Genomic DNA, 12,748 nt, shown 5'->3' with positions numbered 1-12,748 from the left:
AAGGGCTGCGATCCTGGTGGGTCGCGGCCCTTTTGTTTATTTCCGTACCACCCAGCCCCGGCGCACGCCCAGATACCAGTATAGGCCCGCCAGGACGCCCATGGTTGCCAGGACGCCAGCCACGTCCTCGACGCCGGCGGGTTTGTTCTCCGGCGCGCCCACGCCCAGCAGGGAAGGGAAGGGTGGGCCCAGCACGCCCATGACATAGATGGCCATCAGGTTCTGGCCCAAATGGATGCCGATAGCGGCCTCCAGCCGGCCGGCGCGGGCCGTCACCGCCGACAGCAGCAGGGAGATGATGAAATACAGCGCGCGCTGGTCCCACACGGCGTTGCCCCAGGATTGGGTGTGCAGGCCGGCGAACAGCAGGGCGACGGGCAGGGCGGTGACCCACGCGCTGCCGGTCACGACGTACAGACCCTGGCTGATGTAGCCGCGGAACAGCGCCTCCTCCGCCGTGACCTGCAGCACGACCATCCAGCCGGTGGCGGTCGCGAAGGCCAGCACCTGGGGCCAGGGCTGGCCGCCGGGGGCGAAGGGCTCCCCATTCCAGACGTCGAGCAGGCCGCTGGTCACGACGGCCAGCAGCACCAGCCCGCCCCACAGCAGGGCGGAGCGCAGGGCCAGGCCCACATCCAAGCCGGGCAGGGGCGACAGCAGGCTGCGCAGCGGGCGCCCGTGCAACCAGCGCACCGCCAGGGCCAGGGGAAACAACGCGGCGGCGACGCTGCCCAGCATCGTCAACAGTTCGACGACGGCGCGCAGCCCCTCATCATGCTTCATCGTCCGGTCCAGATGGGCCCACTGCGGCACCTTCACCAGCACCACGGCGATGAGGATGGCGCCCAAGACCACGATGATGAGGCCGCCGAGAAAGGCCCACCACGGCTCGCGCCGCTGGCGGGCCAAGGCCAAGACGGATGGGGCGGCGTCACCGCCCGCCACAGAAGAGGCTTGCGACACGGGGGACGGGATCAGCTGGCGCCGGGGGCGATGGTGATGCAGCCCTGGCCCTGGCGACGCAACTGGACACAGGCGGCGCGGGCATTCTTCTCGCTCAGGCCCGCCAGGCGGGCACGGAACAGGGTGGACTTGGCGGATGATACCTCCACCACGTTGGGCACGGCGGCATTCAGCAGGCCCTTGCCCTTCTGCGTGGCGCGCGCGATGGCGGCCTGGGTAGCGGCGCGGTCGTTGTAGGCGCCCACCTGGATGCTCCACCCCGCCGGGATGGTCTTGCCCTTGGCACCTGTGGCGACCGCTGGCGCCGCCTCGGCCGGTGCCGCCAGCAGCGTGTGGTCGGCGACGCTTTCGGCCGCCTTGCCAACGGCCTTGGCGGCCTTGCCGGCGGCGCTGGCCAGCCGGACACCGGTGCTGGCCTTCGTGGCCTTGGGCGCCGGGGCCTCATCCGCCTCGTCCTCATCGCCCTGGGAAGTGGCGCCGTCTTGGCTGTCAGCCGTATCGGCGCTGGCCATTTGCACGGCGTCGCGGCCGCGCGGGGCGCGGATGGGCGCCTCCGCCGTCAGCACCTCGCCGGGCCTAGTGGCAAATCCCTCATCCAGAAGGTCGGCCATACGGTTGTCGCGCCACACAGCGCTGCTGCCGCCCATGACCACGGCGATCAGGCGGCGGCCGTCATGCACGGCGGAGCCCACCAGGTTGAAACCAGAGGCGTTGATGAAGCCGGTCTTGATACCGTCCATGCCCGGATAGCGGGACATGAGGTGGTTATGGTTGGCCATGGTCTCACCGTTGTAGGTGAAGCTGGCCGTCTTGAAATAGGCGTACTGCTTGGCGTGATCGTGGATCAGCGCCTGGGCCAGGCGGGCGAGGTCACGGGCCGTGGTGACCTGGCCGGTGTTGGGCAGGCCCGAGGCGTTGCGGAAGGTGGTGCGGCTCATGCCCAGGGCGCGAGCCTTGGCCGTCATCATCTGGGCGAAGCGCGGCTCGCTGCCGCCCAGGTTCTCGCCCACCGTCACCGCCACGTCGTTCGCGGACTTGGTGACCAGCGCCAGGATGGCGTCGCGCACGCGGATGGTGTCGCCCGCGTCCAGGCCCAGCTTGCTGGGCGCCTGGGCGGCCGCGTGGGCAGAGACCTTGAAAGGCGTATCCAAGGTGACGCGGCCGGTGTCCAGCGCGTCGAACAGTAAATACAGCGTCATCATCTTGGTCAGGGACGCCGGATAATTCTGGGTATCGGCACCGGCGGCGTGCAGGACCTGGCCGGTCTCCGCATCCACGACAATGGCAGCATACTTGGCGAAAGCGCTCACCGGCGCCAGGGCCCAGCAGGCCAGGAGGGCCAAGGCTGCCCAGCGCAGGCGCCGGGCGGCAAAACCCGGGCGTCGCGCCAGGTTCGAGCGATTCCAATGGGTCACGGTGAACTGCCCCTTCCGCCGATGCCACGTCGTTGGTGACGACAAAAGTAAAGGCACGATGATTCGCTGTCCAGTATTGAAAATACGGTTAAGGGCGAAGGATGCACGGTTTTTGACTGCCGCCTTTACATGACACGCCGCGACTCCGGGTCGCCCGCTACCCCGGGCGGGGAAGAGGTGTTTATTCATATGATATATTGCGCCGCAACATACACCTGCCTTCCGGCGCGACAGTGACTAGCCGGTTTGGCCTATGAAGGGCGATTTCACGTTTGAAAGCCACGAATTACCCCCGTATGCGGGGCACCAATCCCATGTGACGAAATTTTTGCGGTGCACAAAAACGGGTTGACAAACTCCTTTTCCGGGTCCAGATAAGGCATCGTGCTGCGACGCAACATGACGGTGCCGCGAAATGGGCCGTCCGCCGCAGGCACGCCACCCGGCCGATGCCGGTTTGCCTGACCCGGGTACGGGCCGCATCGGGCGGCCGATGGATCATTAGCGATCATTGGAAGGAGCACTGATATGACCACCGCGAATACTACCGCCCCCACCGCTACCGTTGCGCGCGCCAAGAAGGTCGTCACCGACGCCGCCGTGGACACCGCCGCTGCCACGAAACAGACGGCCGAGACCACTGTGGCCGCTGCGCAGGACACCGTGACCAAGAATTACGAGCAGGCCGTCGCCCTCACCAAGGAGCAGGTCGAAAAGGCCAGCAAGAAGGCCTTCGAGGCGTATGAGGAACTGACCGCCTTCAACAAGGAGACGGTCGACGCGCTGGTCCAGTCCTCCACCGTCCTGGCCAAGGGCCTGGAGAGCCTGTCCAAGTCCTTCGTCGCCTACGCCCAGTCCTCGCTGGAGAGCAGCGTGTCGGCCACCAAGGCTCTGCTGGCCGTGAAGACCCTGCGCGAGGCTGTGGACCTGCAGTCCGAATTCGCCAAGACCAGCTTCGACACCCTGGTCAGCGAGGCCACCAAGACCTCCGAGATGTCGGTGAAGCTGGCCAACGAGGCCATCGAGCCCATCTCCGCCCGCGTCAACGCGGTCGTGACCAAGTTCGGCAAGCCGCGCCTGGCGGCCTGAGTGACGGCCCGGGCCGCGCCCGTGCGGCCCGGCGACATCGCCGATGCTGACGAACCCGGTGGGCCCGTGCCCGCCGGGTTTTGTTTTGCCTGCTGTGATGGCTGCCGTTGCGGGGCGCACGGTTCGCTTGCGCCCGCGTGATTTCCGTGCGGCAATCGCACCCCAGGCATGAATAAGGTTACCAGGGGTCTTCCAACGGCCCGCCGCGATCTCATATTATTCCTGGGATGACCACCCCGAGAGACACGTACCTGGAAGGCCATGACGGAGTTCGATAGTCAGGGAAATGAGGGCGGCACTGGCGGCGACGGCACCAACACCGGTGTCGTGGTCAAGGCCAAGCCCAAGACCAAGAAGCCCTCCATGTACAAGGTCCTGATGTTGAATGACGACTACACCCCCATGGAGTTCGTCGTTCACATCCTGGAGCGTTTCTTCTCGAAGAATCGGGAGGAAGCGACGCGGATCATGCTGCATGTCCATCGCCGCGGCGTCGGCGTGTGCGGCGTGTTCACCTACGAGGTGGCGGAAACGAAAGTTACCCAGGTGATGGATTTCGCGCGCCAGAACCAGCATCCCCTGCAATGCACCTTGGAGAAGGATTAGTAGGCATGCTCTCGCGTAATCTCGAGCAGACGCTGCACCGGGCCCTAGCTTACGCCAATGAGCGTCGGCACGAGTACGCGACCCTGGAACACCTGCTGCTGGCTCTCACCGAAGACCAGGACGCCCTGGCCGTGCTGCGCGCCTGCGGCGTGACCGTGGAGAAGCTGCGCGTCGAGCTGGGCGAATACCTGGACAATGAGCTCAGCAACCTGATCTCCAGCCGGTCTGAGGACGCCAAGCCCACCGCCGGCTTCCAGCGGGTGCTGCAGCGCGCCGCCATCCACGTCCAGAGCTCCGGCCGGGAGGAGGTGACGGGCGCCAACGTGCTGGTCGCCCTGTTCTCGGAGCGTGAAAGCCATGCCGTCTATTTCCTGCAGGAGCAGGAGATGACGCGATTCGACGCGGTCAACTACATCTCCCACGGCATCGCCAAGTCCCCTGGCCGGTCGGAGACGAAGCGCGTCGCCGGCGCCGAAGAGGAGACGCCCGCCGGCGAGAAGGCGCCCAAGAAGGGCACCGAGGCGCTGGAGGCCTATTGCGTCAACCTCAACAAGAAGGCGCTCAGCGGCAAGATCGATCCCCTGATCGGCCGTGGGCAGGAGGTTGACCGCACCATCCAGATCCTCTGCCGCCGCTCCAAGAACAACCCGCTGTACGTGGGCGACCCGGGCGTGGGCAAGACCGCCATCGCCGAGGGCCTGGCGCGCCGCATCGTCCATGGCGAGGTGCCGGAGGTGCTGCAGAACGCCACCATCTTCGCATTGGACATGGGCGCGCTGCTGGCCGGGACCCGCTATCGCGGCGACTTCGAGGAACGGCTGAAGTCCGTGCTGTCGGAGCTGGAGGCGGTCGAGGGCTCGGTCCTGTTCATCGACGAGATCCACACGGTGATCGGTGCCGGCGCCACCTCGGGCGGCGCCATGGACGCCAGCAACCTGCTGAAGCCGGCCCTGGCCAGCGGCGCCCTGCGCTGCATCGGCTCCACCACCTACAAGGAATACCGCAGCTACTTCGAGAAGGATCGCGCTCTGGTCCGCCGCTTCCAGAAGATCGACGTCAACGAGCCCTCGCTGGACGACGCCGTGAAGATCCTGGAAGGCATCAAGAGCTATTACGAGAAGCACCACAACGTCCGCTACACCCGCGAGGCCATCCGCTCGGCGGTGGAGCTGTCGGCCAAGTACATCGGCGACCGCAAGCTGCCGGACAAGGCCATCGACATCATCGACGAGGTGGGTGCCGCCCAGATGCTGCTGCCGCCGGGCAAGCGCAAGAAGACCATCCAGGTCAAGGATGTGGAGGCGGTGGTCGCCAAGATCGCCCGCATCCCACCGAAGAGCGTCAGCCGCGACGACCGCGAGGTGTTGCTGAACCTGGAGCGCGACCTGAAGACCATGGTGTTCGGCCAGGACAAGGCCATCGACACTCTGGTCAGCGCCATCAAGCTGGCGCGCGCCGGCCTGCGCGATCCGGAAAAGCCCATCGGCAACTACCTGTTCTCCGGCCCCACCGGCGTGGGCAAGACCGAGGTGGCGCGCCAGCTGTCGCGCACCCTGGGTATCGAACTCACCCGCTTCGACATGTCGGAGTATATGGAACGGCACACGGTGAGCCGCCTGATCGGCGCGCCCCCGGGCTATGTCGGCTTCGACCAGGGTGGCCTGCTGACCGACGCCATCGACCAGCATCCGCACTGCGTGCTGCTGCTGGACGAGATCGAGAAGGCGCACCCGGATCTCTACAACATCCTGCTGCAGGTGATGGACCACGGCAAGCTGACCGACCACAACGGCAAGACGGTCGACTTTCGCAACGTCATCCTGATCATGACCACCAACGCCGGTGCCGCCGACCTGGCCAAGCCCGCCTTCGGCTTCGGCCGGGAGCAGCGCCTGGGCGAGGACGAGGAGGCGATCAACCGCCTGTTCACCCCCGAGTTCCGCAACCGCCTGGACGCCATCATCGCCTTCTCCGGCCTGTCGCCGGAAATCATCGGCCGGGTGGTGGACAAGTTCGTCATGGAGCTGGAGGCGCAGCTGAGCGACCGCGGCGTCACCATCGAGCTGACGGACGAGGCCCGCGAGTGGTTGTCGAAGAAGGGCTACGACCCCCTGTACGGCGCGCGCCCCCTGGGCCGTACCATCCAGGAGTACATCAAGAAGCCCCTGGCGGAGGAACTGCTGTTCGGCAAGCTGGTGAAGGGCGGCGCCGTCCGCGTCACCGTGAAGGACGACGCCCTGTCCTTCGACTACGTCGCCGGCGGCACCCGCCCGCCGCAGGCGGAAAAGCCGGAAGAGAAGGTGCCGGAACTGGTCAACTGAGCCGGCGTCTCGAACGCGTTGGAAATGGGCGGGCCTCCAGGACATTCCTGGAGGCCCGTGCCGTTTTGGAACGCTGGCGCAGAGGGCAGTGAAGGCGGCAGGACGCGGGCTGGAAAGGGGACCTCAGGACAAAGCGACCAGCCGCTTGATCAGGGCGTCCAGGTCGTTCCAGGCCAGGGGCTTGGCGACGTAGCCCGAGAACAGGCCCGTGGTCAGGTGGTCGATGACATCGGTCTCCGCCGTCATCAGCACCAGGGGCACGGGCCGATCGCGACCGGCAGGGATGGGGCGGCCGTGCAGGTCCCGCGCGGCCTCGGCCCCGCCGACGCCGGGCATGTTGAGATCCAGCAGCACCAGGTCGAAGGGTGTTTCGGCGGCGTCGAACAGGGTGATGGCCTCCGCCCCATCGGCGGCGCCCGTGGCCTGGTACCCCAGGCGGCGCAGAACGGCCAGGATCAACTCCCGATTCACCCGGTTGTCCTCCGCCACCAGGACGCGGAGGCCGGCGGCGGCGTCTCCGGCGCCGGTATTTTGGATACTCATTACGGTTGGCCCCTCGGCTCCTCGCAGTAGGCGCGCCCTGGGGCGCAAGCCTGTGTTGCCGCCACAATAGGCCTGTTCCCCACCATCGCACAGTCCCTTTGCCGCAGGACGCAGTGGAACCGGTATCGTTGATTTTGTGGCGCGGCGCCGCCTTTCCTATAAAATCCAGGATTGTTCGGGCCACCCGTATCGGTGACTCCGGCGATTGCCGTCACCCTGGTGGTTGTGCTGATGCGCGTAGTGTCATTGTTCGTTGTGGTATGGCTGGCCGCCTTGGGGGCCGCCTGCGTCCCGTGGGGCGCGGCGCGGGCGGAGCCTGGACCATGGCAGGCGCTGGGGCAGACGGCATTCGAGCATATCGACCGCAGCCGGGGTTTGCCCAGCGATACCATCTTCTCCCTGGCGCAGGACCAGCGCGGCTTCATCTGGATCGGCACCACCAACGGCCTGGCCCGCTTCGACGGCTATCACATGCGGGTGTTCCAGCCGGATCCGGACGTGCCGGGCTCGCTGCCGGACGGCGTCATCCGCGCGCTGCATGTCGATCCCGCCGGCCGGCTGTGGATCGGCACCCACGTGGGCGGTCTGGCCCTCTACGACCCGGTGACGGAACGCTTCCGCACCATTGCCCCCGGCCCTGGGGGCGTCAGCGCCGCCACCATCTATGACATCAGCGACGACGGCGACGGCGGCGTCTGGGTCGCCACCCGCGGCGGTATGGATCACCTGAACGGCGATGGTCGGGTGCTGGAACGCTTCCGCCACGCCGACAAGGACGTGAAGGACAGGGCCCCCGGGGAACGGGCGCCAGGCGACGACGCGCTGCCCCACAGCACCGTCTTCACCGTGCACCAAGACCGCACCGGCGCCCTGTGGGCCGGGACCGCCAAGGGCCTGGTGGTGCGCGCGGCACGCGGCGACCGCTTCGCCCCGCCGCCGGTGGCGACGCCATCCCCCGCCGCCGTCGCCCTGTTGGCCGACAGCGTCTGGCAGATCGAGGAGGGGGCGGACGGCCGCCTATGGCTGGGCGGTGACCGCAGCGGCCTGGGCGTCTACGACCCGCGCGACCATTCCCTGACCGTCATCCGCCCGCAAGGCGAGGGGGAGCCGCCGCTGGCGGCCGTCACCATGCGGGGCGCCGTGGAGGTGCGCCCGGGGGTGCTGTGGGTGGCGACGCTGGGCAACGGCATCGCCGAGGTCGATGTGGCCAAGGGCGTCTACCACACCATCCGGCATGAGCCGGACATCCCGGCCACCCTGTCCAGCAACGCCCTGCGCGCCATCCTCAAGGACCGGTCCGGCCTGATCTGGACGGGCGGCGACTCCGGCCTGGACCTGCACAATCCCACCAACGCCGCCCTGGTGACGCTGTTCACCGGCAACGGCCGGCCGCCGCTGGGCGATCTGCCCACCATCAAGAGCGTGGCCGTGGCCCCTCAAGGCACGCTATGGCTGGGCGGCGATGGCGCCGTGCTGGTGTTCGATCCCACGACCCGCCAGGTGCGCCGCATCCTGGCCGGCGGCGCGCAAGCCGATCCGGAACACAGCCTGCCGCAACTGGACGTGCTGGCCATGACCCGGCACGCGGGCGGAGACGGCGCCGCACCGGGACACATCTGGGCGGGCACGCCCCGCGGCCTCTACCGCGTGGGCGAGGTGACGGGGACGGTGGACCGGGAGGCACTGCCCACCGCCAACCCCTATCCCTACATCTCCCGCGTGATGACGGCGGGCGGGACCACCTGGGTGGGTACCTTCTCCGGCCTGGTGCGCGTCGATGCCGATGGCGCCAAAACGCTGTACCGGCACGACCCGGCCAATCCCGCCAGCCTGGTGGACGACCGCATCATCGCGTTGACGGTCGACCATACCGGGGCGGTGTGGGCCGGTACGGAACACGGGCTGAACCGCCTGGATCCGGCCACCGGCGCGGTGGAGCGCCTGGCCCATGACAAGAACGACCCCGGTTCCCTGCCGCATGACTATATCAACAGCCTGGCCGAGGATGGGCGGGGCCGGCTGTGGGTGGGGACCGCCCAGGGCGGCATCGCCATCCTGGAAGGGCGTGACGGTGGCGGCAAGCCGCGCTTCCGGACCCTGGACCGGCAAAACGGGCTGCCCAGCCTGCGCGTCAACAACCTGACCTATGACGGTCACGGCCATGTCTGGGCCACCACCGCGGACGAGCTGGTCAGCATCGATATGGACAGCCTGGCGGTGCGTGTGCTGGGCCCGGCGGAGAACGCCCTGATCCGCCGCTACTGGGAAAACGCCTCCGCCGTGACGCCGGACGGAAAGCTGCTGTTCGCCGGCGATGGCGGCATGACCATCGTGTCGCCCGACGCCATCACCGACTGGCGCTTCGCCCCGCCCCTGGCGGTGACCGACGTGCGGGTGGGGACACAGAGCGTGCCGCCCGCCGCCATCGAGGGCGTGCCCCTGGTCCTGCATCCCGGCGACCGGGGGTTCGAGGTGGAGTTCACGGCGCTGGACTTCTCCGCCCCCGACCGCAACCGCTATGCCGTCATGCTGGAAGGCTTCGACAGCGGCTGGCTGGACAAGGACGCGCAGCGGCGCCGCGCCGTCTACACCAACCTGGCGCCTGGCCGCTACCGCCTGCTGGTGCGGGGCAGTAACAAGGACGGGCAGTGGAACCCGCAGACCCTGTCGCTGCCCGTGACGGTGCTGCCGGCTTGGTACCAGACCTGGTGGTTTCGCATTCTGGCGGGGGCCAGCGTCATCGGCGCCGTGGCCCTTGCGGTCTGGGCCCGCCTGGCCTGGCACCGCCGCCGCCAGCGCGAGCTGGAGGAGCTGGTGGACGCGCGCACAGCGGACTTGGCGGCCTCCGCCGCCACCCTGCGGCGCGTGGGCGACGCGGGCCGTGACCTGTCGGCCTCGCTGGAGCGCGAGGCCATCTGCCGCGCCCTGCATGCCCATGTCGCGGAGCTGATGCCGGCTGCAGCCCTGCGCGTGGCCCTGTTCACCGAGCCCGAAGCCTCCAGCCTATCCCTGGTCTACGCCGCCGGCACGCCGGATACCGACCTGGGCCCGCTGTCGCCGGAAGACCCGCTGTACCGGCGCGCGGCCGAGGGCGCTTCCACCAGCAGCGGACCCGACGATACCGCGCTCTACGCCCCCTTGCGCGTTGGCGGCCGCCGCCTGGGCGTGGTGGAGGTGCGCATCAGCCGGCCGGAGGCGGCGCTGCCCCGCCATGTCGAGGCCTTGCGCTCCATGGCCGCCTTCGCCGCCGTGGCCATCACCAACGCCGCCGCCTTCCGCGAGGTGGAGCAGGCGCGGGAGGAAACGGCGCAGACCCTGGCCAACCTGGAGAATGCCCTGACCCGCTTGGTGCAGCAGGAAAAGCTGGCCTCGCTGGGCAACCTGGTGGCGGTGGTGGCGCATGAGATCAACACGCCGCTGGGCGTCTCCGTCACCCTGGGCTCGCAGTTGCAGGGGGAAGTCGAGTCCCTCGCCGACGCCGTGGCGGAGAAGCGCCTGCGGCGGGGCGACCTGGACGAATTCCTGTCCCAGGCCCGGGATGAGTGCGAGATACTGAACCGCAACCTGCGCCGCGCCGCCGACCTGGTGCAGAGCTTCAAGCAGCTGTCGGTGGACCAGACCAGTGAGCGGGCGCGCGCCATCCCCCTGACGGAATACCTGCGTGAGACGCTGGTCAGCCTGGATCCCTTGCTGAAGGGCCATGGGGTGACGGCCACGGTGGACGGGCCCGCCGGCCTGATCGTGCCCACCAGGCCGGGGCAGCTGGCCCAGGTGCTGACTAACCTGGTGCAGAACGCGGTGGTCCATGCCTTCGACGGGGTGGACCAACCGGCCATCCATATCCAGGTGGCGGGCACGCCGGGCGGCCAAGCCACCGTCACCGTGTCCGACAACGGGCGGGGCATGACCGCCGACCTGGCGGCCCAGGCGTTCGAGCCCTTCTTCACCACCAAGCAGGGTGCCGGCGGGTCCGGCCTGGGCCTGCATATCGTGCACAACCTGGTGACCGGCCCCCTGCGGGGGGAACTGACCCTGGACAGCCTGCCGGGCGAGGGGACGCGCATCCACATTGCGCTGGGCAGCTTCCAGCCCAGCGAAGCGCCGCCGGTGCTGGAACCCAGCCTGTAAAAACACATGTCATTGTGACAACTGGGTGGTGGCCTTTCGGGCTCACGCCGTGGCAGTTTCCTAATCCAATGACGGACGGGGGCAATGGCGGGGGGCCGCTTCCGGGACGTTGCGACGGATGGGAGACAGGGCGTGTTGGGATTGAAGAACAAGGCCTTGGGCACGGGCGTTGCCCTGGGCGTTATCGCGGGCCTTCTGGCCACCGCGGCGTGGGCCGACGCGGGGCCGGCCACCATTCCGGCTTCGGCGCTCAGCAGCGTGAAGGAACTGCAGAAACGCGCGCTGGCCGGCAGCGGCGCCTATGAGGTGGTGGAATCGCTGACCACCCAGGTCGGGCCGCGCCTGCCCGGCACGCCCAACGACGCGGCCGCCGTGGCCTGGGCGGTCAAGGCCATGAAGGACATGGGCCTGCAGGACGTCCACACCGAGGCCGTGCCCATGCCCGGCTGGCGGCGCGGCCTGGAACGCGCCAGCATCATCGCCCCCATGCCGCAGCCGGTGGCCGTGGCGGCGCTGGGCGCCAGCGTGGGCACCGGGCCGGAGGGCATCGAGGCCGAGGTGGTGCGCTTCGCCAGTCTGGCGGACCTGAAGGCTGCACCCGCCGGCTCGCTGACCGGCAAGATCGCCTACATCGCCCTGCCCATGGCCCGCACCCAAGACGGCAGCGGCTATGGCGAGGCCGTGGCCATGCGCATCGCCGGCCCGGCGGCGGCGGCCAAGAAGGGCGCGGTGGCGGTCATCATCCGCTCCGTCGGCACCGACGCGCATCGCACGCCCCACACCGGCATGACGCGGTATGAGGACGGCGTGGCCAAGATCCCGGCCGGCGCCATCTCCACCATCGACGCCGGCCAGCTCGACCGCCTGCTGGAGCGTGGACCGGTGAAGATGAAGCTGGTGCTGGATGTGGGCCCGCTGGATCCCATCACCACCTACACCGTCGTGGGCGACCTGAAGGGCACGGAGAAGCCGGATGAGATCGTGGTGATGGGCGCGCACCTGGACAGCTGGGACCTGGGCACGGGCGCCATCGACGACGGTGCCGGCGTGGCCATCGCCCTGGCCTCTGCCAAGCTGATCAAGGGCCTGCCGGAAAAGCCCAAGCGCACCCTGCGCATCGTGCTGTTCGCGGCGGAGGAGGAGGGCACCTACGGCGCCGCCGCCTACGGCAAGGCCCACGCGGCCGACGCCGCGCATTATGTTCTGGGTACCGAGGCCGACCTGGGCATCGGCCCCGTCTGGCAGTTCAAGCTGAAGTCCAACGCCAATGCCGAGGGCGCCATCGCCGCCATGGCCGCGGCCCTGAAGCCCTTGCGCGTCATCCAGGGTGCCGATGGGGAGGGTGAAAGCTCCGATCTGGGCCCCATGGCCGAGGCCGGCATGCCGGTGGCGGAACTGTCGCTCGACGCCACCACCTACTTCGACATCCACCACACCGCCGACGACACCCTGGACCGGATCGACCGTCCCACCATCGACCAGTCCACGGCCGCCTACGCCAGCGTGCTGTGGCTGGCCATGCAGGCCGGCGGCACCTTCCGCGCGCCGGGGGGCAAATAAGCGCGTGAAACGGGGCGGGGCTATCCGGCCCGCCCCCATTTTCCATCAAATGACGATATTGCCGGAATAGCCGGTGCCCTCCTTCCCACCCCCTCCACTACGGTTGCCCAGACCGTCTGGGAT

The 12,748-nt window shown here is 68.5% G+C and carries 8 protein-coding genes; 5 read left to right on the top strand and 3 right to left on the bottom strand.

Annotated elements, in window-relative coordinates; all coding sequences use genetic code 11:
• Positions 1-36: 36 nt before the first annotated feature.
• Positions 37-963: a CPBP family intramembrane glutamic endopeptidase gene (locus FBZ87_RS05825; RefSeq protein WP_145609400.1), complete on the bottom strand. Its 927-nt coding sequence runs from the start codon at positions 961-963 to the stop codon at positions 37-39.
• A gap of 11 nt (positions 964-974) precedes the next feature.
• On the bottom strand, positions 975-2,378 hold the full coding sequence (locus tag FBZ87_RS05820) for a D-alanyl-D-alanine carboxypeptidase family protein (RefSeq protein WP_246134253.1): 1,404 nt from the start codon (positions 2,376-2,378) through the stop codon (positions 975-977).
• A 528-nt stretch (positions 2,379-2,906) separates the two neighbouring features.
• Here FBZ87_RS05820 and FBZ87_RS05815 point away from each other — a divergent pair.
• From FBZ87_RS05815 to clpA, 3 genes are all read left to right on the top strand, one after another.
• Complete coding sequence (locus FBZ87_RS05815) at positions 2,907-3,467, top strand: phasin family protein (RefSeq protein WP_145609398.1); 561 nt, start codon at positions 2,907-2,909, stop codon at positions 3,465-3,467.
• A 261-nt stretch (positions 3,468-3,728) separates the two neighbouring features.
• On the top strand, positions 3,729-4,073 hold the full coding sequence (gene clpS, locus FBZ87_RS05810) for an ATP-dependent Clp protease adapter ClpS (protein WP_040843733.1): 345 nt from the start codon (positions 3,729-3,731) through the stop codon (positions 4,071-4,073).
• 5 nt (positions 4,074-4,078) lie between these two features.
• The gene (gene clpA / locus FBZ87_RS05805; RefSeq protein ID WP_145609397.1) at positions 4,079-6,394 is read left to right on the top strand and encodes an ATP-dependent Clp protease ATP-binding subunit ClpA; all 2,316 of its coding nucleotides are present in this window, start codon (positions 4,079-4,081) and stop codon (positions 6,392-6,394) included.
• 123 nt (positions 6,395-6,517) lie between these two features.
• Here clpA and FBZ87_RS05800 read toward each other — a convergent pair whose 3' ends face one another.
• Positions 6,518-6,937: a response regulator gene (locus tag FBZ87_RS05800; protein WP_145609396.1), complete on the bottom strand. Its 420-nt coding sequence runs from the start codon at positions 6,935-6,937 to the stop codon at positions 6,518-6,520.
• A 240-nt stretch (positions 6,938-7,177) separates the two neighbouring features.
• Between FBZ87_RS05800 and FBZ87_RS05795 the strand changes: the two genes are divergently transcribed.
• Complete coding sequence (locus tag FBZ87_RS05795; RefSeq protein ID WP_186454600.1) at positions 7,178-11,065, top strand: sensor histidine kinase; 3,888 nt, start codon at positions 7,178-7,180, stop codon at positions 11,063-11,065.
• 132 nt (positions 11,066-11,197) lie between these two features.
• Positions 11,198-12,625 (top strand): M20/M25/M40 family metallo-hydrolase, encoded by a 1,428-nt coding sequence (locus FBZ87_RS05790; protein WP_145609394.1) that lies wholly within the window; start codon positions 11,198-11,200, stop codon positions 12,623-12,625.
• The last annotated feature ends 123 nt before the right edge of the window (positions 12,626-12,748 follow it).

The sequence above is a fragment of the Nitrospirillum amazonense genome (assembly GCF_007828035.1).
Lineage (GTDB): Bacteria > Pseudomonadota > Alphaproteobacteria > Azospirillales > Azospirillaceae > Nitrospirillum > Nitrospirillum amazonense.
Note: the sequence above shows the minus strand (reverse complement) of the source record. Positions and strands in the feature narration are given on the sequence as shown.

What these genes read in the sequence shown, in the direction of transcription:
- FBZ87_RS05815 (WP_145609398.1), top strand. Translation starts at nt 2,907, where the DNA reads ATGACCACCGCGAATACTACCGCCCCCACCGCTACCGTTGCGCGCGCC.
- clpS (WP_040843733.1), top strand. Translation starts at nt 3,729, where the DNA reads ATGACGGAGTTCGATAGTCAGGGAAATGAGGGCGGCACTGGCGGCGAC.
- clpA (WP_145609397.1), top strand. Translation starts at nt 4,079, where the DNA reads ATGCTCTCGCGTAATCTCGAGCAGACGCTGCACCGGGCCCTAGCTTAC.
- FBZ87_RS05800 (WP_145609396.1), bottom strand. Translation starts at nt 6,937, where the DNA reads ATGAGTATCCAAAATACCGGCGCCGGAGACGCCGCCGCCGGCCTCCGC.